This is a genomic window from Paraburkholderia sp. ZP32-5 (genome assembly GCF_021390495.1).
In the GTDB taxonomy this organism is placed as follows: Bacteria; Pseudomonadota; Gammaproteobacteria; order Burkholderiales; family Burkholderiaceae; genus Paraburkholderia.
In genome coordinates this window covers 220,391-242,143 of record NZ_JAJEJP010000003.1, presented here as the reverse complement: position 1 = coordinate 242,143, position 21,753 = coordinate 220,391, and the positions used below count along the sequence as shown (strand labels likewise).

Here is a 21,753-nt window from a genome sequence, read left to right as displayed (position 1 = left end):
TCGGCGAAATTGACAGATCAATCCAGGTGAGGGTACCTGGCTAATTGCTTTAGTTTAGAACTGAATAAGTTGAGGCGGTTGGTGTGCCGGTTGGCGTCCCGTTGGAGTTGCGATTGTCACGATGAAATTTCGATGCTGTAAATCGGGCTCTCAGTAGGAGCATTTGAATTCCCAAACAACGCGTTGTCAAGCATGTTGCGATATCTATGCCCGCACGACACGTGTCACGCTCGCGTCACTGTCTGCTTTCAAAGTTCCTCACTGGCATGATGACCGGTCGACACGCGAACCATCAATTGCTCAATGGTCCGTACCGCATTCATCACCGGTGGTGAACGGACGAAAATGTTAAATCCGCCTTTCTCTAATCAAAAGTCCGTATCGGCTCTTTGGCTGTGTTTCTTGCACAAGCCTATTGCCGGGCGTAGAGTACTCTGCGAACAGATGGTGGTGTCATTTGATCCGATACGCAACGCAGCGATACGACGCAACGTTTCGCGATCACTATGCGACGCGTTATCGCGCAAGTATTCGTTATTGCTGCCGGTCTGCATCGGCGATCATCAATGTCGGCGCATCGGCGGGTTGTTCCGGCAATCGAGCCATGGCAACGGTCCACCGCACGACCACTAATCGCGTTACCGTCCGCTCGGCGCCGCGCAAAACCGAGCTATGTTTGGCTCGGCTGATAAGTCTTCGCACTTTACAGAATGGTCCATTGAAAACGGTGCGACGCCGCTTTCTATTTCGGCACGAGCGTCTGCCGGTTCACGCAACGCGTGCAATCCCACGGATAGGTCTGTTGTTCGCATCCGACTGGACGGGTTCAACGAAGCAGACTGGCAAGCCGCGCGGGCACTGCGCATCATGACGCGAACACTGTCGTCATGGACGTCACGTCTGCTGACACTCGCGGTGCTCGCCACCAGCCTGCTATCCGGTTGCGCAATGGTGACGGTCAGCTCGCTCGGTCCAGGGCAATACATCGCGATGCGCCGCGGCGATATTCTGTCGACCGGCCGTCTGAGCGCCGCGACGCGCGATACGCTGCACGTCGCCGCACTTGACGAGAACACATGTCAGCGCGCACCGCTCGATTGCATCAATACGATCTCAACGATCAACGGCATCAACACTGACCGGCGACTCGCGAGTCTGGCCGAACTGTCCTTGCAGATGGCCATCGACAACACACCGGCCAACGCAAACGAATGGAGCGACGCGCAATTTGATTTGTGGCTCAGGGCTGCGCGATTCGCGTACGCGTTTCTGTTCCTCGGTCAACGAAGTGCCAGCGAGCGGGCATTCGAGGATCGTCAGACGCAGGTTCGCGACTACTACAACTACGCGGTGCAGGAAATTGCCCGTGCGCTGTTCGTGCACGGCGCGCTCGATACCGATGTCCTCAACGGCGATCCTCACAGCAAGGTCATTGCAGGCTGGAGCATTCATATCGATCTGAGCCGGGTCCGGCTGCCGGAAGGCGTGCGTGAGCCGCGCGAGGTGATCCCCGCATCGCGGCTCTCGTTCGCGGGAATACGCAGCATCTATCGGCGCGATGGCCTCGGTGCCGAACTCGTCGCCGTGATGAACGTGCCGCAGGCTGACGCCGATGTGCGCGTCACGGCGAATGGAAACGCCACTAAACATCCCGGCGACAGTTTGAGCGTGTACCCCGATGCTGGCGCATCGCCGCGCGATGCATCGGCATCCACATCGGCGCAAATGGCGCGGCCGTTCAGCGAGATGCCCTCGCCCAATGTGACCGCCCTGCTCTGGTTCAGTCAGGGGACGCTCGAGCAGGTCCTCAGCTCGCACGACGTGGTGTTATCCGTCTACGATCCGTATCGCGATGAGAGTGTCGAGCGGCATGGGCAGACGGTGCCGCTCTCCGCCAACTTCAGCGCAGGTTATGGCATCTGGCTCGCCCGCTCCGGCTTTGCCGGTCAGTCGTTGCGCTCGCTGCTGGGGCGCGCACGCGGCATCGACAGTCCGCGCATCTATATGATGCAGCCGTACGATCCGAATCGACGGATCATCCTGATGCTGCACGGGCTCGCGAGCAGTCCGGAGGCATGGGTCAACGTCGCGAACGATATTCAGGGTGACGAGGTGCTTCGCCGGCATTTTCAGGTGTGGCAGGTTTATTACCCGACCAATGTGCCGATCCTCGTTAGCCTCGCGCGAATCCGGCGGATCACGCAACAGACGCTCATGCACTTCGATCCTGGCGGCCATGCGCCGGCATCGCGCGGCATGGTGCTGATCGGTCACAGCATGGGCGGCGTTCTGGCGAGACTGCTCGTGTCGACTTCCGGCGATGAACTTTGGACCGTGTTCAAGGATGCGTATGTGCCCGAAGGCACCGATATCGATCGCGAGGATGAGCGACTCGATCGGCTGCTGAACTTCACGCCGATGCCACAGGTCGAGCGCGCGATCTTTATCGCCGCGCCGCATCGGGGCACGCCGTTCGCGAGCAACCGCTTGTCCCGCTGGGTTGCCAATCTGGTTCGCCTGCCGCTCGCGCTTCTCAATGAGATCGACGAGGTGATGAAGACGGCGACGACCATCGACCCGCAGGGGACGACCTTCCATGTACCTAACAGCATCGAGCAGTTGCGCGAGACCGACCCGATGATTCGCGCGACCTCGCAGTTGCCGATCAGCCCGAGCGTGTGCTTTCACTCGATCATCGCGAGGCGCCGCGCGAACGGACCGCTCGAGGATTCAGACGATGGCGTGGTCCCCTATCGCAGTGCGCATCTTGCTGGGGCGCTGTCGGAGAAGGTGATTGTGGCGGGACATAGTGTTCAGGAGACGCCGCAGGCGATTCTCGAAATCCGGCGGATATTGCATGAGGATATTGAACGGATTGGTCAGCGTGGGGAGATTTGTACGGAGGCGGTGGGTGTGGAGTGATGGTGGGAGGGTTTGGGTTTTGTGGTGGTCGTTGGGTGACGATGGACGTGTGGGCGACGAGTTGGTCGCTCAATAGGATGCTTTGTGTTGTGGTGGGGTTTGTTCGCGCTCGAGGGCATGCGTTCTGCGAGGGATTGCTGGTTGGACTATCTAATGGGCAGTCAATTATTTTTAAATACAAATTACGTAGTAAATGCTACGTCCTGTTTGAAGAAGCATGGTTGTGTTCAGCGTCGATCTCGCTAAGCGGCACGGATATCCAATTTAGTGTCATAAGCGCCCTTTTTTCGTGAAACATATGGCCGCATTGACATAAAAGTGCTTATAAAACAATGACTTATATCGTATCGACTACATGAAAGAATGTTTCACACAAAGATGTGCGCCGAATTTAGCGAATGTGTGGGGTAATTGTGCGCCGATAGTGGAAACCGGCGTGGAATATGCGTAGCACGAGTGCTAAGTTGTGGGCGTCTTGGCCTAGAGTGCTGCTCCTTGTGAATTAAGGAAGAACGGCATGCCTGTTTCGGATTGCCGACAGCAGTCGTAGTGCTATCAGTTGCGGTCGCAATGTTTCGGAGCAGCCGATGGCTGGATGGCCCGTCGTGAGCGACGGAGCAGACTGATCGCCCTTCTGATCTTCCCGTCTTCCAGTACTGCGAGGTGCTGTTAGTCGCTATGTGAGTTGGAGGGAGATCGGGGCATTGCACGTTGAAGATGCAGGACTTCAGGGCGTCCGTTGATCTGCGAGTAAATGGGCGCAGCGACATCGATGGGGCGTATACGCCGCGCCACGTCCGACAGGAATCACAGCCGGTGCCAGCGGGCCGGCTGAATTGATTTACCGCGCCGGAGCACTCAATTCAATGCGCTCCGATTGAATGAGGCGAGGTACGGAATCACGCACGTCAGTCCGTTTGACCAGAACGTGAATCAGTTCTCGCAAGTGATTCTGACGACGCTGAGACGGATAAGAACTCAGGTCGCTGAATCGTCAGCATGCAAGGGTACGCCGTTCGTCGGAGCTTTTTACTATTAACTGCCCCGCCTCGAGCCAACCCGAGATGACCGAATGGACGGCAGATCTGTGATCGCGACGCACCATCGTTGACAGAAATCGGCGTTCGATCGAGCCGATGCAGTGAGGCTATTCTCCAAATGGACTCGTCTCGTCGCAATGGCAACTATTGCTCGACCCAGACAGAGATCTCCTTTGGCGGTATATCGAGAAAGCTTTTATCGGGGAGCCTGCGTTACCGGCGAACAGTGCGGCACCACGACGAATACGGCGAAGGCGCGGCGATTGCGCCCGGCAGGGTAGGTAACGTGAGGGACGCTCATAGTTCGTCAGCTTGGCGCCGAATCTGATCCGACGCGCGTAGATTGGCCGATTACCCGCTGTGACGGGACCAGCAACTACCACATCGCATGAATGGCCTCGCCGGGTAGCAGGAACAATCGCGCGCGGGTAGCAGCGAACGCTGGTCTGGCGTGACAACATCGAGGCAAAGTTCTTCGAGGAATCGCCCTCATCGCATCAGGTGCTGGCCCGCACTTTTTGAAGGCTCGCGAGCGGTTGCCGCTGGATCCAATGCGCAGGATGGTCATCTACGAGCGATGACTCTGTGCGGCGGCTGCCCGCAGAAGCGACGACTCTCGCTTCACCTCGGTATCGAAACCCCTCGCTTGACCTGCGCGGCGGATTGAATCACTCACTACGGCCTCTGGAATTTCCCGCCAACGCTAGCGCAAAGATCCGCCCAACTGTAGGAGGACAGTCCTGACTTTAGAGATAAGCACTGCATCGCAAGAGATCGGATCACGCAGGTTCTGCTGCAAAGAAAGCTCACAGCTAGGGCAGCCGGACCGAAATCGATCAAGGCTACCTAGCGAAGGAAGATTGAGATATCTGGCGATAGGGCTCAAAAAACGAGGTAGCCCTTGGTCCCTGTCGCAACCTCATGTCGGACATTCGATTCGACTCCCCCGAAAGCCAATACGAGATGTTCTGGCGCCCTCCATAGTTGAGCTGGCACGGAAGCAGGGCGACAACATATTCGTCGACGTGTGACATCGCATGGAGAAACAGGACTCTGCCAATTGCGCGCTGACTTGCAACCAAGCTCACATGTGTTTGCACCTTGGCCTATTCAGCGCTGTCGATTGCCGTCTCGGTCGCAGAAGCGCGGCGGCGGCATTGAATTCACGTCCCTGACACCGGAGTGTCGCTGTAGGTAATTCAGACGCCATCCGCTTACGGAGCGTGATCGAACAGCAGGCCAATAGCACGGTCAGCTTCAATTTTGATAGCAAAGACGAACCACTGCGGCGAGTCCTCCCGTTGGATTTTGCCCACGATCAGAAACCATCAACTTCACGCCCCACATCCGTAGACCGCACACACATCCCTCCAACAATGAGTGTCTAGAGTCTAGACACTCCCACCTGTCTAGACTCTAGACACTTGCCCTTCACTCAAAAACCCACCCTTCACCCACACACAATTTCAACGCCAATAAAAAAAGCCCGCTCAAAGCGGGCTTCCCATCCAGACCACCAACCAATCAACTCGTCTTAGGCTGCGACTGAAACATCTGTCCAATAAGTTGCCGGATCTGGACTTCCTGAGCTTCGGTAATCACGCCAGTTTTAATTTTGATGGTGAAGTTGCTGATGTCCTTCGTGATACTGCCAGCGTGCTCCCGCCCTGCAAAAAACTTCTCAATGCTACGGCCACCGGTCCCTGCCGGAGTCTCTTGCCTGGTCGCCAGCGCACTAATAGCAGCAGCTACCTTGCCTTGATCCATCTCGCCTTTTACGAGAAGCGGCCAAATCTCGCGGGCAGCCTTGACGCCATCGTCACCGTGTTTCTTGATCGCCGCGGCAATCGCCTGCGCGGCGGTACCCCCCAAAAGTCGCGGTTGAATATCAAGATCACTCTTGATGAAATCTGGCAGATTATCGAACGACAGGAACTGGTAAAGACCGGCGCGGGACAAGCCCATTGCTTCCGCCAGCCGCTTGCGGTTCGGGAATTCCGCCTCTGACCGGCGAATCGACACGCCGATCTCGTAATCTGTCAGGTCATCCCGGCTGATGTTTTCGACCATCGCCAGAACTGCCATGTCGGAATCGGAGCAATCCGCAACGACCGCCTTGATCGTATCGAGGTCGAGCATTTTGTGCGCGCGCCAACGGCGTTCGCCAGCGACGATCTGATAATCGTCCGCGACACGCCGTACGACGATCGGCTGCATCAGCCCAACCTCACGAATCGATTCGGCGAGTTCCGCGAGCTTGGCTTCGTTGAACACGCGGCGCGGCTGCCAGGGGTTCGGCAAAATTCCCGCCACCGGCAGTTGCGACGCGATGCCCGTCGACTCCAATTCCTGAACCCGAAGTTGCGCGACGGCCAGTGCGCCGGCAAGCCCCGGCGCCGTCTGGGTGCGATTACTGCGCTTCACTTCGTCCTCGTTGATGGAGGAAGTCTTGCGAATGCCGGATGTCTTGGCCAGCAATTGTTCTCGCATATTGCTCATTGCGCGTTCCTCCATTTTTCCGAATAGATCTCGTCAATCCAGCGACAGTAGTCGACGAGAGGTTGCCGTACGCGTTGTAGCGACTTGGCTGCGGTGTGATTGCTACTGATGTCGAAAACCGTCGAGAATGCCAACGCACCGGTGCTCATCACCGAGCTGGCCGGCACCTCGATTGAATGCAGCCAGTTCTCGTACGCGCTTTGGGCCCAGGCGCGCACGATCGGCGCCGACGAATTACGCCCGTAGTCGACTCGCGACAGCACCAGCGACACGAAGTCGTATTTCTTGTCCTTCTCGTATTTGATGAAGCTCTTCGATACGTCCGAAAAGAGTCGCCAGAACGACAGCGAGCTGATGAAGTCCAGGTTCTCGGGGACCATCGGCATCACCATGGCATCCGCGGCCATCAGTGCGTTCAGATTGAGATACGACAGCGACGGCGAGGTATCCATCAGAATATAGTCGTACTTCTTTCGCAGCGGTTCGAGGCCTTCCCGCAATACCGTCCAGAAGCGGAAACCCGGCTTGACTTTCTGCATGGCTGGCAGATGAAACTCAGCGCCGATCAATTCCGTGTGGGCGGGAATTACATCGATACCATCCCAGTACGTCGACTGTACCCGGCCTTCCAGCCCACCTTCGATGTTCTGGTCATAAACGTAGGGCAGCACCGTATCTTCTGGCGACACATCTTTTTCCGCGTACAGCCCGCACAACTCCGAAAGCGAAGCCTGCGGATCAAGATCGACAACCAATACCTTGCGGCCGCGCAACGAGAGACCTTGGGCAAGGCACATGGTCGTGGTCGTCTTGGCCGACCCGCCTTTGAGTTGAGCTGTAATGATGATTTTCCCGTCCGGCTCCTTCAGACGGGTAACAAGCGGAGTCTGGTAGATATCAGAAATTTTCTGTACCCAGATACGCGCTTCTTCCAACGTGAATGTGCGAGTGCGGCCCGTGCCGGCCGCGGTGCCCGACGGCAATTCGCCGTCGCCCTTGGTCGCGAGATATTGAACCTGGGAATGGGAGACATTGCACATCTCGGCAATCTCCCCCGTCTTGAAAACAGGGGCCGTCTTTCGTGGACGCGGAGCCAGAATCGTGTCACGCAACTCATTAGTAAAAATCGTGACTTTTTCCGCGAACTGGCTGATCTGTTCGAAGTGAACGGTTCGGTCTACGGCGGGGAGTTGGCTCGTTCTGACCATTCTGAGGTTTATCCATAAAATTCCAGAAACCTCAGAATACAGGAAATACTTGAAAATAGCTTTTTAAATTACTGTTTTCACGCTGATTTTTTCAAGAATTAGCGACTCTTGTCCCCGATTTTACGCCCACATCGGCGCCTAAAAGCGCATTAACACAAATTATGACCGCCTCGGCTGGCACAAATGACCTCACCATCCCGCTCCGGATCCGTATTGAGGGCTAGATCTTGCTCAAAAAATCAGCAGTCGGTGAGGTCGCTTGTGCATTTTCTCATTTCCACATTCGCCGAAATATCTCGACGGAACACAAACAACCTCACCTTGAGGTAGTCAACCGGCGCGCCATGGCGAATCTCACCGACGAGCGGCAGCGCACAGCCGACTTCAGCACAACAAACCTCACCTACAAACGGAAAACCAGCGCTTAGCGGCATCCTAAAGCCCAACATCTCGCGTCGCGCACGCGTAGCTTCGGCTACTCATCCGCCCACAAGCACAACCAACCTCACCATTCGATCAACCCATCTCACTCAACCCCGAATCGCACAATCGACCTCACCATGCTGCGCCGCGTCATCACTCACGTCTTTTTGTTGCCAAACCGGGTTGGTTCGTTTTTTTAAACCGAGAACAAACCCACAAACCAACAGCAAATCTCAACCCTCAATAGATTCAACAAGTTAATGCGGGAAAGGTGAGGTCGCTTGTGTCAAAGGTGAGGTTGCCTGTGCGCTCAGGTGCGGTTGACTGTGCAGAAAGGTGAGGCTGATTCCCCAACAAGGTGAGATCCGATGTGTGCGACGGCCGCCTCGAACCAGGAAGGTGAGGTACGTTGTGCAGCGAGCGATAAACTCCGCCGAAAGCACTGTGGCGCGCCGCTTCGCTTGGCATCGAGCCCGCTAACAGGTGAGGTTGGTTGTGTCTTCGGTGAGGTTTAATGTGCGCGACCGGCGCGCCAACTGCCTGGCTGTCGGTACGATCATCGATGGTGAGGTTCTGTGTGTTGACAGCTCACCACCGCGTGCTTAGAGTCCCGGGAACGAAAAAGCGGGCAAACAACATGTCGACGGACAATCCGGAAGAGGTCAAGTCAAAGGCGACGTCGCGCCAGATGGCACTCGCTCTGTTCGAAGACATGTTCGACCAGGGGTTGCGCATCAACGAAGCCAATCGGGAGATCGGCTATCAGCGCAACGACTTCTTCACCGAAATCGTCAACATGGGGCTGCCCGCGCGGCGCTTCCTCGACGCTGCCTACTTCATCGTCGCGCAGGAACCGGAGCAGCGCGATCAGTACGACGTCGAGCTCAATTACTTCAAGTGGCTGATGCGCTACGACAGCCGCAATCTGAAGCATCTGCGCACGATTGCCGACGAAGCGCAGAACGCGAAAGTCCGCGTGACCAACACGCCGGTGGACCGTGACCCGAACGAGAACGATCTATGGGTGCAGGTTCAACTGATCGGTATGGTGGGCTTTCATCGCGGGCGCATGCGTTTCGACGTGCATCCGCGACTCGTTCCGCACATTCGGGATCCGCAGAAATCGCACTGGCTGAGCCTGCGCATTTCCACCGCGTTCACGCGCAGCCTCGCGCGCGCGATCTATGACAAGGTTCTGCCGAATGTGCCCGCAGGCCGCACGGACTGGATCCAACTCGACGAGATGCGCAACTGGCCCGGCAAAATGGGCGCGAACGCCGCGATCTTCAAATACTTCAAGCGCGACTGGCTCGAGCCGGCGGTTCGTGAGATCAACGACGTATCGGACATCGAGCTGTCGTACGAGACACGGACCGCGTCGACCACGTCGAAGAAAATCGACCGCATCCGCTTTCTGCTCAAACGCAAGGACACGGCCGACGCCGTGCTCGCGAGTCTCGCGGACGCGAGCCATCTGTACAAGATCCTTACCGACGAATTCGGCCTGTCGACCAAGCAGTTCACCGAGATCTCAGAGAGTCGCGACGTGTGGACCGACGAACGCATCCAGCAGGCTGTCGAATACACGCGTTTCAGAATCCAACGCGGTCAGGTCAAGAAGAGCCCGGCCGGCTATCTGATGCGCGCGCTGCGCGATAACTGGAAAATGTCCGACGCCGAACGCACGATGGTCGACGTGCAGGCCAAGCTGCTGGCCGACGAGGCGGAAGAGCAGGCGGTCAAAACCGAAACGAGAACGACCGTCGCGCGCAGCATCGCTACGCGCGAAGAAGAAGTGCGCGCGCGCATGAACGACGATTCGCGCCAGGGACGCGATCACTTCAGCGCGGCCGATGCGAAGACGCGTCGCGAGCTGATGCATGCATGGACGACGTCGCGTGAGGGCAAGCTGATGCTGCGCCGTATGAAGCTCGAACCGTCCACGGTGACGGAAGACGTGATCCTTGCGAATACCGAACTGGTCTGGTACCTGGGCCAGTTCGTTTTCGGCCGGATGAATGCGGCTCGGGCATCGGCCTAAAACATCGGCCTGAAAAATCGCGCTGAACTAGAACGACCCGACGATCGATCCCAGCACGATCACGACCACCAGCGCCAGCAGCGCGCCGAGAATCCCGACGATCACGATGTCGCGATAGCTCTCGCGGTGCGTCGAGCCGCACACCGCCAGCAGCGTCACGACCGCGCCGTTGTGCGGCAGGCTGTCGAGCGTACCCGACGAGATCACGGCAACCCGATGCAGCAATGCCGGGTCGATACCGTATTGGCTCGCCAGCTGCAGATAGGTGCTGCCGAGCGCATCGAGTGCGATGGTCAGGCCGCCGGATGCCGAGCCGGTCAGTGCCGCCAGCAGGTTGGTTGCAACCGCAAGCGAAACGAGCGGGCCGCCGCCGATGCCGAGCACCCATTCGCGCACGATCGCGAACGCGGGCAGTGCCGCGATCACCGCGCCATAGCCGACCAGGCTGCCGACGCTCAGCACCGGCAGCACCGATGCATTCGCGCCCGCATCGATCGTCTCGCGCAACGCTGGCAAGCGACGCCGGTTGAGCAGCACGAGCGCGATGATCGCCACCGTCAGTGCGACGCACACGCCCCACACGCCACCGACCGCCGCAAGCGATGTCTCGCCCCAGCGCACATCGGCGAGATAGTCGGCGTCGAGGCGCGGCAACACGATCACGTTCATCACGAAGTTCGTCAGCACGACGAGTACGAGCGGTGTCATCGCGACACCGAACGACGGCAAATCCTCGCTGATATGGCCGTGCTGGACTTCCTGCGGGTCGAAGCTTTGCGATACCGTTGCGCGTTCGCGCACGAGGTTGGCGTCTGCCGCGGATCTGGCGGCAGGTTTCGTTGCCGTATCGAAACCGTCAAACCCTTCATTAGCTGCCTTCGCGCGCGACTGCTGCAACGACAGCCACCAGAGCCCGAACGCGATCATCACGATACTCGCGATGATGCCGAGCCCCGGTGCCGCAAAAGGCGTGGTACCGAAGAACGGCATCGGGATCGCGTTCTGGATCGCCGGCGTGCCCGGCAATGCGGACATCGTGAACGTCGATGTGCCGAGCGCGATCGCGGCCGGCATCAGACGGCGCGGGATATTGGCGGCCTGGAAGAGGGCGGTCGCCATCGGCGCGATCACGAAGAACGCGACGAACAGGCTGACGCCGCCATACGTGACGAGCGCGCCACCGATCACCACGGCGAGGATCGCCCGATGCGCGCCGAGCTTCTCCGTCATATAGGCTGCGATGGCCTTGACCGAGCCGCTGTCTTCCATCAGCTTGCCGAACAACGCGCCGAGCAGAAACAGCGGGAAGAACTGCGCGAGAAAACGCGCGGCGCTCAGCATGAAGGTCTGGGTCCAGTGCGCGAGAATGGGCTCACCGGAAATCGCGGCGGCCAGCATCGCGGCGAACGGCGCGAGTAGCAGCACGGTCCAGCCGCGATACGCGAAGCCGATCAGGAACGCGAGACTCGCGAGCATGCCGAACAGCCCGAGACCCGCCGCGAGCGGAGACAGGGTGATGACTTCCATGGTCAGACTCCGTCGAGCAACGCGTCGAGATCGAGCGAACACCGCACGCCAATTGCGTCGCCGTGCTCGGTGAGGAAGGTTTCCGCGGCGCGCCGGCCCTCGTCGCGCAGCATCGTCAGGAAGCTCCACTCTGCGTTCAGCTTCGACGAATAGCCGAGTTCCGTCATTACGTCGCTGGCAATGCGATGGATGCGCATCTCTGCCCAATGACGGCCTTCGTCGCTGCCGGCGTCCGCCGCGCGGCGCAGCAGCGCGATCATGCGCAGCTCTTTCAGCAATGGCGCGTTGAACGCGACCTCGTTGAGGCGGCTGATGATGTCGCGCGCGGTACGCGGCGTTTCATCGCGCTCGATCGGATTGACCTGAATCAGCAGCGTGTCGCTCGACGTGCATTCGCGCACCAGCGGCGTGATCGTCGGATTGCCGGCGTAGCCGCCGTCCCAGTAGTCCTCGCCGTCGATCTGCACCGCCTGGAACAGCGTCGGCAGACAGCCGGACGCGAGCAGCACGTTCGCCGACAGATCGGCATTGCGGAACACGCGCGCCTGACCGGTGCGCACACGCGTCGCGGTGATGAAGAGCTTGATCGGCGCGTCGCGCAGATGCGCGAAGTCGATCGATTCGTCGAGAATTTTCTGTAGTGGATGAACGCCGCGCGGATTGAGGTCGTATGGAGAGAACATGCGCGCGGCGAGATCCATCGCGAGGAACATCGGCGAATAGTCGAGTGTCCAGCGGCCCATCAGCACATCGAACGGGCTGCGGCGAAACGGACTGAAGACCGCCGCCTCCGATACGCGTCGCCAGAACGCTTCGAGCGCGGCTCGCGCGCCGGCGGCTCCGTCGATCTGATAACCGCTGACCATCACGGCCGCATTCATTGCGCCTGCCGAGGTGCCCGAAATGCCTTCGATTTGCAGCCACGGCTCTTCCAGCAAACGGTCGAGCACGCCCCATGTAAAAGCACCGTGCGAGCCGCCGCCCTGTAGCGCGAGGTCGATGCGGGCAAGCGCGCGCTGACCCGATTGATTGTTCGTTGCAGCCAAGACGACTCCGTTATGAGGAGTGCTCCGATCGCGAGCCGGCGCCGAATGAACGGCGGACGAATGAACCGTCGACTAAATGCGCTTTGAACGTTTGACCGTGCGTGACGAACAGCGCGTTTCAAATGCGAAACGCCGCACTGCACCATTCGTATTGAAAGTGGGGGGTCTATAAAAGTCAAGCTTATTCCGCCGCGTCCGCAACGCCGGAGCGCCATTAGCGGATTCGACAATTGTTCACTTGCTGGCGCGTTGCCGTTGTGCTTGGCGATGCGGCGCAACATCGACAAAATGCGGGGCAATAACGTGCCGACCGGTCACGACGAAGTCAAAAAATAATGGATGGAAAATGATTTCGCTCATTCCGCTGCTTATATCCAATCCCCGTGGCTTCGCTAATTCGTATGGATTATTGCAATGTTATGTATCGTCCCAGCTTCCGGATACATTACGGCATAATTCCCGCAGTGGGCCACGCTATAAAGCAGGCATCGTCAAATCACGGAGAGCATCATGAGCACCGACCTGCTGCAAGGATCCTGTCACTGCGGGGCCGTCAGATTCGAAGTGCGCACCGAAGTCGTTCCCGCGGGCCGCTGCAATTGCAGCCTGTGCCGCCGCAAGGGCGCGCTGATGACGCCGCTCTTTCCCGCTAGCGAACTGAAGATTCTGAGCGGCGAAGATGCGCTCACGCTCTACCAGTTCAATACGAAGGTCGCGAAGCACTACTTCTGCAAACATTGCGGCATCTATCCGTTTCATCAGACCCGTAAGGATCCGCAGTTGTGGCGCGTCAATATCGGCTGCCTCGACGGTGTCGACCCGTATGTGCTCGAAGCCAGCGTGGCCGACGGCGCGAGCCTTTCGGTGCTGGCGGATGCATGAGACGCCTCCTTGCCATCGTCGCGTTCGTGGCCGGCGGCCTCGCGGCCGAACTCGCGCATCCGCTGCAGTGCTCGCTGATTCAGGCGAGCGGTGTGCAGCTCAAACGCCGCAAGCGATAATTCTCCGATGGAAAACCCCGACCATGTACTGATCGTCGATGACGATCGCGGCATTCGCGAACTGCTTGCCGGCTACCTCGAAAAGAACGGCATGCGCGTGTCGCTCGCGGCCAATGGCCGGCAGATGCGCGCCGCGCTCGACAACGGCGCGCCTGATCTGATCGTGCTCGACCTGATGCTGCCCGGCGAAGACGGCCTCGAGTTGTGCCGCGAGCTGCGCGCCGGCAAATTCCGCACGGTGCCGGTTCTGATGCTGACCGCGCGCAACGAGGAAGCCGATCGTATCGTCGGCCTCGAAATGGGCGCTGACGATTACCTGTCCAAACCGTTCGCCGCGCGCGAGCTGCTGGCGCGCATCCGTTCGGTGCTGCGTCGCGCGCGCATGCTGCCGCCCGGCATGCAGGTGAACGAATCGGCGCAGATGCTGTGCTTCGGCGAATGGCGGCTCGACACCACCGCGCGTCATCTGCTCGATGCGGACGGCACGATGGTTGCTTTGAGCGGGGCCGAGTATCGTCTGCTGCGCGTGTTTCTCGATCATCCGCAGCGGGTGCTCACGCGCGACCAGTTGCTCAACCTGACGCAGGGCCGTCAGGCCGATCCGTTCGACCGCTCGATCGATCTGATGGTGAGCCGGCTGCGTCAACGGCTGCGCGACGGCGCGCGCGAGCCGCGTTACATCAAGACGCTGCGCAGCGAAGGCTATGTGTTCTCGGCGACAGTAACGGCGACCGGAGAGCCGCAATGAACTGGTCTTCGTGGCTGCATTGGCCGCGCACGCTGTTCACGCGGCTCGCGGTGATTCTTTTCATCGGGCTTGCGCTCGCGCAAACACTGTCGTTCTGGCTGACGATGACCGAGCGCGACCAGACGATGACCAACGTGATGATGGGCTATATCGAACGCGAGGTCGTCAGCTCGGTCGCGCTGCTCGACCATCTGCCGCCCGATGAGCGCGCGCAGTGGTTGCCGCGTCTTGCGCGGCGCAGCTACGAGTTCGTGCTGGGTCCCGGCACGCCCGGTCTGCCGGTCGACGCAGACCTGTCGGCGCGCGTCGCGAGATCGGTCACCGAGGGCATTGGCAAGCGTTATCCGCTGACCGTGAATGCGGTACCCGGCGATACCGAACGCCTGCAGGTGCATCTGAAACTGAGCGATGGTATGCCCTTGACCATCGACATGAGCCCGATGTCCGGCGCGCCGCTGTCGCGCTGGCTGCCACTCGTGTTGACGCTGCAACTGATCGTGCTGGCTGCGTGCTGCTGGTTCGCGGTGCGGCTCGCGACACGTCCGCTGAAACAACTCGCGCTCGCGGCCGATACGTTGGGCCCCGATCTGAAGGCGGAGCGTCTGCCCGAGGCAGGTCCGTCCGAAGTCGCGCGCGCCGCGCGCGCGTTCAACGCGATGCAGGACCGGATCGCCACGTACATGACCGAACGCATGCAGATCCTCGCGGCGATCTCGCACGATCTGCAAACGCCGATTACGCGCATGCGCCTGCGTGTCGACACGATGGACAACGAAGCGGAAGCCGCGAAGCTACGCCAGGATCTGCAGGAGATGGAGGCGCTGGTCAAGGAGGGCGTGACCTACGCGCGCACGATGCATGGCACGACCGAGGTGCCGCGCCGTATCGATCCCGATGCGCTGTTCGACAGCCTGGTCTGCGATTACGTCGATGCCGGTCAGGATGTCGCGTTGCACGGCCGCTTCGATCATTCGCTGATGCTGCGTCCGCAAGCGCTGCGTCGCATCGTCGGCAATCTGGTCGATAACGCGTTGAAGTTCGGCGGCGCCGCGCGGATCGACATCAGCGCGCCGCACGATGGCGAGGCGACCGTGTCGGTGCTCGACCGAGGTCCCGGCATTCCGGCCGAAGCGTTGGAGACGGTGTTCGAGCCGTTCTACCGGCTGGAAGGCTCGCGTAATCGTCAGACGGGCGGCACCGGCCTCGGGCTCGCGATCGCCCGGCAACTCGCGCTGGCAATGGACGCGACGCTTACGCTGCACAACCGCACGGACGGCGGCCTCGAAGCGCGGCTGACATTGAGAAAACTGCGCGAGTCGTAGCGGTCGTTGCAGTTATCGGCTCGCGTGATGGCGAGCCGAATTCACATCGGCATTGCGATCTTCTGTATTCCGCACATCCACACCTCCCCGCTGGTTAATACAGTGCGAGTACTGAAAAAGCCAAAAATAGCATTTGGCTTTTTCACGTTTATCGCATATGGGAGCGTTCCATGTGATCTCTATCGTCGATTTTGCGAACTCACTCATTCGACCCAATGTGCAATTGAGAAGTGGCGATCCAATTGTCAAAAGCACATCGTCTGGTGCCAGTCGCGCATCAATTAACAATCCGCATGCGTGTTGAGAAGACTGTAGTTGTTCTACCGGTCAATTGACAAACGCCAACGGACGGACCATTCTTTTCAGGTGGTAGTTGCAGAGTAATGTGGCCGGTCAGGTCATGATTGGCTGCGAGACACGTTTCGTTCGAATCTGATTTAGCCCGTTAAAAAGGTAACTAAAAAAGGAATCCGAATGGCGTCTACTCCACAGAAAATGTCGAAAATGCAGCTCACCGGTATGGTGGTGGGCGGCATGGTCGGAGCGGGGATTTTTTCCTTGCCACGCACTTTCGCCAACGCCACCGGTCCTTTGGGCGCCATCATTGCCTGGCTGATTGCCGGCACCGGCATGTATATGCTGGCACGCGTGTTTCAGGCGCTGGCGGAGCGAAAGCCCGAACTGGACGCCGGCGTGTTTGCCTATGCAAAAGCCGGTTTCGGCGATTACCCTGGCTTTCTGTCCGCATTCGGTTACTGGATCAGCAGTTGTATCGGCAATGTCTCTTACTGGGTGCTGATCAAGTCGACGCTCGGTGCATTTTTTCCGGTATTTGGCGAGGGCAATACGGCGGTAGCCATCATCGCCGCGTCGTGCGGCATCTGGCTGTTCCATTTCATGATTCTGAAGGGCGTGCAGCAGGCGGCGTTCATCAATAGCATCGTGACGGTGGCCAAGGTCATTCCGATTCTCGTGTTTATCCTGATCCTGATCTTCGGCTTCAGGATGGATCTGTTCCGGGCAAACCTGTACGGCGGCGGCCTCGAGGGCAATATCTTCGAGCAGGTGCGCGCGACGATGCTGGTCACGGTGTTCGTGTTCATCGGCATCGAAGGGGCGAGCGTCTATTCCCGCTATGCCAAAGAACGCGCGCATGTCGGTCAGGCCACGATCCTCGGTTTTATCGTCGTGACCGTGCTGATGGTGCTCGTGTCGATGCTGCCGTATGCGGTGCTGCAGCGCGCGGATGTCGCGGGCATGCGGCAGCCTTCGATGGCCGCGGTGCTCGAGTCGGTGGTCGGTCACTGGGGCGCGATTTTCGTCAGCGTGGGACTGCTCGTGTCGGTGCTGGGCGCTTATCTCGCGTGGTCGTTGATTTGCTCGGAAGTATTGTTCACGGCGGCGAGAACGAGAGACATGCCGTCCGTGTTCGCGCGCGAAAATGCCAACAAGGTGCCGGCCAACGCGCTGTGGCTGACCAACATCGTCGTGCAGCTGCTGGTCATCAGCACGTACTTCTCCAGCGACGCGTTCGCGCTGATGCTCAATCTCACCAGTGCGATGTCGCTGATTCCGTATCTGTTCGTCGCGGCATACGGCTTCATCATCTCGAATCGCGGCGAGGGTTACGACGTGCGTCCCGAAGAACGCCGGCGCGACCTCATCATGGCGACCATCGCCGTGATCTATACCGTCTTCATGATCTGGGCGGGCGGCCTGAAATTCATTCTGTTGTCCGCGGTGCTGTACACGCCCGGAACGGCGCTGTACGTGTGGGCTCGGCGCGAGCAGAACAAGGGCGTCTTCATTGCATCCGACTGGATCATCTTTATCGTCGTCGCCATTGGCGCGATCGTGGGCATTTATGGTCTTGCGGCCGGAATGATCACGATCTGATGACATTCGCTTGAACACAGCTGGTCAACACTGGCATCCAGGAGAGCATCATGGCGAATACAGACGCGAAAGCGGGTGGTTTGGGGGTCTATTCCGAAGTCGGCCAATTGCGCAAGGTGATGGTGTGCGCGCCAGGGCTCGCGCATCAGCGTCTTACCCCGAGCAATTGCGATGAACTGCTGTTCGACGACGTGCTATGGGTCGAAAACGCGAAACGCGATCATTTCGACTTCGTCACCAAGATGCGCGACCGTGGCGTCGATGTGGTGGAGATGCACAACCTGCTGGCCGAAACGGTCGCGGTACCGGAAGGCAAGAAGTGGATTCTCGACAACCAGGTGGTGCCGAACCAGGTCGGTCTCGGCTTCATCGATGAATTGAGAAGCTATCTGGAAGGGCTCGACAATCGCAAACTGGCCGAAACGCTGATTGGCGGCCTGTCGACGCACGACTTTCCGGAGGCGCATGGCGGCAAGGCGCTGGAAGTCGCGAAGCAGGCCGCGGGCGGCACCGAGTATCTGCTACCGCCGTTACCGAACACGCTGTACACGCGCGACACGACCTGCTGGATCTACGGCGGCGTCACGCTCAATGCGCTGTACTGGCCCGCGCGGCACGAAGAGACGATCCTGACCACCGCGATCTACAAGTTTCATCCGGACTTCGCGGGCAAGGTCACCGTGTGGTGGGGTGACCCGACCCAGGATCACGGGCTCGCGACGCTCGAAGGCGGCGACGTGATGCCGATCGGCAAGGGCGTCGTGTTGATCGGCATGAGCGAGCGCACGTCGCGTCAGGCCATCAGCCAGCTGGCGGCGACGCTGTTCCAGAAGGGCGCGGCCGAGCGGGTGATCGTCGCGGCGATGCCGAAGATTCGCGCGGCGATGCACCTCGACACCGTGTTCACATTCGCCGACCGCGACTGCGTGCTGGTCGCGCCCGACTTCATGGCGAAGACGCGCACGTTCTCGTACCGGCCGAGCAGTCATCCGAGCGGCGTCGAACTGCATGCGGAAAACAAGCCGTTCACCGATGTCGTCGCCGAAGCGCTGGGCCTGAAGACGTTGCGCGTGGTCGAGGCGGGCGGCAGCGACTATCAGCGCGAGCGCACGCAGTGGGATAGCGGTGCGAACCTCGTGTGCGCGTCGCCTGGCGTGGTCTATGCATACGACCGCAACACTTATACGAACACATTGCTGCGCAAGCAGGGCATCGAGGTGATCACGATCGTGGGTGCCGAACTCGGACGTGGGCGTGGTGGCGGTCACTGCATGACGTGTCCGATCATCCGCGATGCGGTCGACTATTGATCAATCCGGCGCACAACCGGAACGGCTAACGACGCCGTCCGCTCGCTGAGCTGACCTGAGCTTGCGAGCGGGCGGGCGTCGGCTCGTAAAGTGAGCGATTCCATCCATTGAGCGGCGGCGATTTGCAGGCTGCCGCCACTCTTCCAAATCGGCGAATAGATTGACGTTCCGTCGGGTGACGTCGCGCGCCGTTGGGTCCGCCGCACCGGCTTGAAGTCGAAAATCCTTTTACTATACTTTTATCGACTTCGAGAACCGCGCGGATTTTCGTATTTTATTTAGCGCGATTTTGAGCATTGCATCCGATATATCAGCAATCGGCCGTAGCGAACGCCGAATCAATGGATTGTGCGAGCAGTTGAACGATCACTTTACGTGAAGACCCTGACTTTTCTTCCACCGCAGGGAGGTTCGACCATGAACAAACGCATCATTGCGCCGCTCGTTGCCTTGTCCTTTTCCGGTATTTCTCTACTCGCCATTGCGGCGGGGCCGCCACCCGACGCAAGCGGTGGTGCGATGGTCAGCGACGGCCGTCAGCAGGTGATGCCATCCATTCCGCATCGCGACTGGCATAAAGGCCAGCGCGTTCCCGCCGAATACCGTAACCACAATTTCATGCTGGACGACTGGCGCGGGCATGGTCTGAATGCGCCACCGCGCGGGCATCAGTGGCTAGGGATTAACGGCGACTATGTGCTCGTGTCGAGCGGCAACTGGACTATTTCGAATATCGTCAGCGGCACGCAATGATTTTGCGCGCGAGCTTGCGCACATTGGCTGCCCGATACCCGGGTTATTCGTGGGGAATTAGCAACTGAGCCAGACCCGCGAAACCCGGGCCATTCGATTCGTTGCCGCGATCCGATGTCGCGGCAACGCGTGGCTTACGTCGATTCAAGCGCTTACTGCTGCGTGTCGTATAGCCGGTCCGGAATGAAGATCGCGCAAACGCCGCTCAGGAAGAACACCGCGCCGACCACCAGAAAGCCGAGGCCGATCGAGAACTGCGTGGCGATGAAGCCGATGACGATCGGCGCCGCGCCCGAACAGAAACGGCCGAGGTTATACGAGCCGCCCACCGCGGTACCGCGCACCGATGTCGCGAAGCTCTCCGACATGAAGGTGCCGATCGTGCCGAGCGGCACGCCATACAGAAAGCCGAAGACCAGCATCAGCGTGGAAATGTTCTCGCGCGTGTGAAAGAAGATGATCACCGGCAGGAACAGCGCCGCGCCGACGCAACCGAGCACATACACGCCGCGCCGGCTCCAGCGGTCGCCGAGCCAGCCTGCAAAGATCTTGCCGATAAACGCGACCACGTAGGTGCCGATCATATAGCCGGTCAGCGAGCTGAACTTGATGTGCAGTTCTTTTTCGAGGTACGTCGGCAGCCAGTTATTCAGTCCGTAAAAGCCCGACAGCACGAAGACCGACGCGAGGGTCCACAGAATGAACATCGCGCGTGCCTGGGGGTCACGGAAGATTCGCGCATAACGATTCTCGTCGCGCTGTTGCGTTTTATCGTTGCCGTTGTTTTTGCCCTCGCGCGCGGCAGCGCGGGTCGCGAGCCACGACGCCGGTTCGGGCACCGCGAATTTGATCGCGATCGCGAGCAGCACCGGCACGGCCGACACGTAGTACAGCGTGCGCCAGCCGTAGTGCGGCAGGATCCAGTTGCTGAGCATGAGCACGACGATATAGCCCGCCGAGATGCCGGTCTGCAGCATGCCGAGAATCAGCGAGCGCCGCTCGGTCGGCACGTATTCGGCGACGAGCGTCGTGACGAGAATCATGCAGCCGATACCCAGCGAACTGATGAAGCGCACCACCGCGAATTCCAGGAAGCTGTGCGAGAAGCCGAGCATCCCCGCGCCGAGCGAAAACAGCGCGAGCGCCCATGCGACGACGCGCACGCGGCCGAGGCGGTCGCTCGCCCAGCCGCCGACAATGCCGCCGATCGCCATGCCGAGCAACGTCAGACTGCCGAGCGCGCCGGCTTCGACATTGGTGAGGCCGAAATCGTCCTTGATGCGCGACAGCGTGAGGCCGTACATCATCACGTCGGCGCCGTCGGCGATCAGTGCGAGATAGCCGAGCAGGAAGACGAGGATCCAGCGGCCTTGCGCGACGGCGGGCTGGATCGGTGCCTGATAGTGGGGAAGATCGGCTTGTGTTTTCATGAATGAGCGGCGTCGGCAGAGAATTTCATATTCTGCTTCAGAAGAGCGGGGGCCAGGAAGGCGCCGATCAAAAGGCCCATGGTTTCATGGTCGCTCGTGTACCAGCCTTCCTTGTGGGTCAGGTTCATCGTGCCGACGCACACGCCGTCGTAGGCGATCGGAATGTTCAGTATCGAGCCGAGGCCCATGCCGGTCATCACCGCGTGATCGTCGAACGCGTCGCGAATGCCTTGCGAGGTGGCGGCGCGAAACGGCTTGAGGTCCTGCAGAATCTGTTTCGCCCACGCGGTGCCCTGCTTTTTCTTGCGGCCGCCGAGCGGATAAACCTCCGGCATGTTCGTATAGACGCGCTCCACTTCATGGCGCTCCGCGTCGTAAGACATGATCGTGAGCAGGCTGAAGCCGATCGTTTGCGCCGCTACCGCGTGAACCGCGCGGAAAATTTCGTGCGGCTGGTCTTTCAGCCGGATCGCCATCGCGAGACGTTCGAGGTCTGCAATGGTTAGCGCTTGCGTGTCGGGCATCGCGGGCTCGCTCAGATTGCTTTGCATCGTTTGCATAAAGTGTGTGGAAAAGCGCGGGTGCTA

General features: G+C 59.5%; 16 protein-coding genes. 9 read left to right on the top strand and 7 right to left on the bottom strand.

The window, feature by feature from the left end; all coding sequences use genetic code 11:
• Nucleotides 1–867: 867 nt before the first annotated feature.
• On the top strand, nt 868–2,922 hold the full coding sequence (locus L0U82_RS33730) for an esterase/lipase family protein (RefSeq protein ID WP_233837971.1): 2,055 nt from the start codon (nt 868–870) through the stop codon (nt 2,920–2,922).
• 2,564 nt (nt 2,923–5,486) lie between these two features.
• Here the strand turns inward: L0U82_RS33730 and L0U82_RS33725 are convergent.
• Both L0U82_RS33725 and L0U82_RS33720 read right to left on the bottom strand, forming a co-directional pair.
• On the bottom strand, nt 5,487–6,461 hold the full coding sequence (locus L0U82_RS33725) for a ParB/RepB/Spo0J family partition protein (RefSeq protein WP_233837970.1): 975 nt from the start codon (nt 6,459–6,461) through the stop codon (nt 5,487–5,489).
• Entirely contained in the window at nt 6,458–7,669 is a 1,212-nt protein-coding gene (locus L0U82_RS33720; RefSeq protein WP_233837969.1) for a ParA family protein, read from the bottom strand. Before L0U82_RS33720 ends, L0U82_RS33725 begins: the two co-directional genes overlap by 4 nt.
• A gap of 1,060 nt (nt 7,670–8,729) precedes the next feature.
• Between L0U82_RS33720 and L0U82_RS33715 the strand changes: the two genes are divergently transcribed.
• Entirely contained in the window at nt 8,730–10,133 is a 1,404-nt protein-coding gene (locus L0U82_RS33715) for a replication initiation protein (RefSeq protein ID WP_233837968.1), read from the top strand.
• A 27-nt stretch (nt 10,134–10,160) separates the two neighbouring features.
• Here L0U82_RS33715 and L0U82_RS33710 read toward each other — a convergent pair whose 3' ends face one another.
• The 3 genes from L0U82_RS33710 to L0U82_RS39805 all read right to left on the bottom strand — a co-directional run bounded on the left by L0U82_RS33710 (nt 10,161) and on the right by L0U82_RS39805 (nt 13,066).
• Nucleotides 10,161–11,660, bottom strand: coding sequence for a GntP family permease (locus L0U82_RS33710; RefSeq protein ID WP_233837967.1), 1,500 nt, complete (start codon nt 11,658–11,660; stop codon nt 10,161–10,163).
• Nucleotides 11,661–11,662: 2 nt separating this feature from the next.
• Entirely contained in the window at nt 11,663–12,706 is a 1,044-nt protein-coding gene (locus tag L0U82_RS33705; RefSeq protein WP_233837966.1) for a patatin-like phospholipase family protein, read from the bottom strand.
• Between the two features lie 234 nt (nt 12,707–12,940).
• Nucleotides 12,941–13,066, bottom strand: coding sequence for a hypothetical protein (locus tag L0U82_RS39805; protein WP_267929913.1), 126 nt, complete (start codon nt 13,064–13,066; stop codon nt 12,941–12,943).
• 150 nt (nt 13,067–13,216) lie between these two features.
• On the opposite strand from L0U82_RS39805, the gene L0U82_RS33700 reads away from it, so the two are divergent.
• From L0U82_RS33700 to L0U82_RS33675, 7 genes are all read left to right on the top strand, one after another.
• Nucleotides 13,217–13,588 carry a GFA family protein gene (locus L0U82_RS33700; protein WP_233837963.1) on the top strand — a complete coding sequence of 124 codons (372 nt, stop codon included), beginning with the start codon at nt 13,217–13,219 and terminating at the stop codon, nt 13,586–13,588.
• Nucleotides 13,585–13,707 (top strand): hypothetical protein, encoded by a 123-nt coding sequence (locus tag L0U82_RS39800; RefSeq protein ID WP_267929912.1) that lies wholly within the window; start codon nt 13,585–13,587, stop codon nt 13,705–13,707. Before L0U82_RS33700 ends, L0U82_RS39800 begins: the two co-directional genes overlap by 4 nt.
• 7 nt (nt 13,708–13,714) lie before the next feature.
• Complete coding sequence (locus L0U82_RS33695) at nt 13,715–14,455, top strand: response regulator (RefSeq protein ID WP_233837961.1); 741 nt, start codon at nt 13,715–13,717, stop codon at nt 14,453–14,455.
• Complete coding sequence (locus tag L0U82_RS33690; RefSeq protein WP_233837959.1) at nt 14,452–15,777, top strand: ATP-binding protein; 1,326 nt, start codon at nt 14,452–14,454, stop codon at nt 15,775–15,777. The genes L0U82_RS33695 and L0U82_RS33690 overlap by 4 nt, the downstream gene beginning before the upstream one ends.
• A gap of 474 nt (nt 15,778–16,251) precedes the next feature.
• Entirely contained in the window at nt 16,252–17,673 is a 1,422-nt protein-coding gene (locus L0U82_RS33685; protein ID WP_233837957.1) for a basic amino acid/polyamine antiporter, read from the top strand.
• A 50-nt stretch (nt 17,674–17,723) separates the two neighbouring features.
• On the top strand, nt 17,724–18,983 hold the full coding sequence (arcA, locus tag L0U82_RS33680; protein WP_233837955.1) for an arginine deiminase: 1,260 nt from the start codon (nt 17,724–17,726) through the stop codon (nt 18,981–18,983).
• Between the two features lie 375 nt (nt 18,984–19,358).
• The gene (locus L0U82_RS33675) at nt 19,359–19,736 is read left to right on the top strand and encodes an RcnB family protein (RefSeq protein WP_233837947.1); all 378 of its coding nucleotides are present in this window, start codon (nt 19,359–19,361) and stop codon (nt 19,734–19,736) included.
• Nucleotides 19,737–19,888: 152 nt separating this feature from the next.
• On the opposite strand, the gene L0U82_RS33670 is transcribed toward L0U82_RS33675, so the two are convergent.
• Nucleotides 19,889–21,166: an MFS transporter gene (locus tag L0U82_RS33670; RefSeq protein ID WP_233837945.1), complete on the bottom strand. Its 1,278-nt coding sequence runs from the start codon at nt 21,164–21,166 to the stop codon at nt 19,889–19,891.
• Complete coding sequence (locus L0U82_RS33665) at nt 21,163–21,726, bottom strand: GAF domain-containing protein (RefSeq protein WP_233837943.1); 564 nt, start codon at nt 21,724–21,726, stop codon at nt 21,163–21,165. The genes L0U82_RS33670 and L0U82_RS33665 overlap by 4 nt, the downstream gene beginning before the upstream one ends.
• Nucleotides 21,727–21,753: the final 27 nt, after the last annotated feature.

What these genes read in the sequence shown, in the direction of transcription:
- L0U82_RS33685 (WP_233837957.1), top strand. Translation starts at nt 16,252, where the DNA reads ATGGCGTCTACTCCACAGAAAATGTCGAAAATGCAGCTCACCGGTATG.
- L0U82_RS33720 (WP_233837969.1), bottom strand. Translation starts at nt 7,669, where the DNA reads ATGGTCAGAACGAGCCAACTCCCCGCCGTAGACCGAACCGTTCACTTC.
- L0U82_RS33670 (WP_233837945.1), bottom strand. Translation starts at nt 21,166, where the DNA reads ATGAAAACACAAGCCGATCTTCCCCACTATCAGGCACCGATCCAGCCC.
- L0U82_RS33710 (WP_233837967.1), bottom strand. Translation starts at nt 11,660, where the DNA reads ATGGAAGTCATCACCCTGTCTCCGCTCGCGGCGGGTCTCGGGCTGTTC.
- L0U82_RS33700 (WP_233837963.1), top strand. Translation starts at nt 13,217, where the DNA reads ATGAGCACCGACCTGCTGCAAGGATCCTGTCACTGCGGGGCCGTCAGA.
- L0U82_RS39805 (WP_267929913.1), bottom strand. Translation starts at nt 13,066, where the DNA reads ATGAGCGAAATCATTTTCCATCCATTATTTTTTGACTTCGTCGTGACC.
- L0U82_RS33715 (WP_233837968.1), top strand. Translation starts at nt 8,730, where the DNA reads ATGTCGACGGACAATCCGGAAGAGGTCAAGTCAAAGGCGACGTCGCGC.
- L0U82_RS33665 (WP_233837943.1), bottom strand. Translation starts at nt 21,726, where the DNA reads ATGCAAACGATGCAAAGCAATCTGAGCGAGCCCGCGATGCCCGACACG.
- L0U82_RS33730 (WP_233837971.1), top strand. Translation starts at nt 868, where the DNA reads ATGACGCGAACACTGTCGTCATGGACGTCACGTCTGCTGACACTCGCG.
- L0U82_RS33690 (WP_233837959.1), top strand. Translation starts at nt 14,452, where the DNA reads ATGAACTGGTCTTCGTGGCTGCATTGGCCGCGCACGCTGTTCACGCGG.
- arcA (WP_233837955.1), top strand. Translation starts at nt 17,724, where the DNA reads ATGGCGAATACAGACGCGAAAGCGGGTGGTTTGGGGGTCTATTCCGAA.
- L0U82_RS33695 (WP_233837961.1), top strand. Translation starts at nt 13,715, where the DNA reads ATGGAAAACCCCGACCATGTACTGATCGTCGATGACGATCGCGGCATT.
- L0U82_RS39800 (WP_267929912.1), top strand. Translation starts at nt 13,585, where the DNA reads ATGAGACGCCTCCTTGCCATCGTCGCGTTCGTGGCCGGCGGCCTCGCG.
- L0U82_RS33725 (WP_233837970.1), bottom strand. Translation starts at nt 6,461, where the DNA reads ATGAGCAATATGCGAGAACAATTGCTGGCCAAGACATCCGGCATTCGC.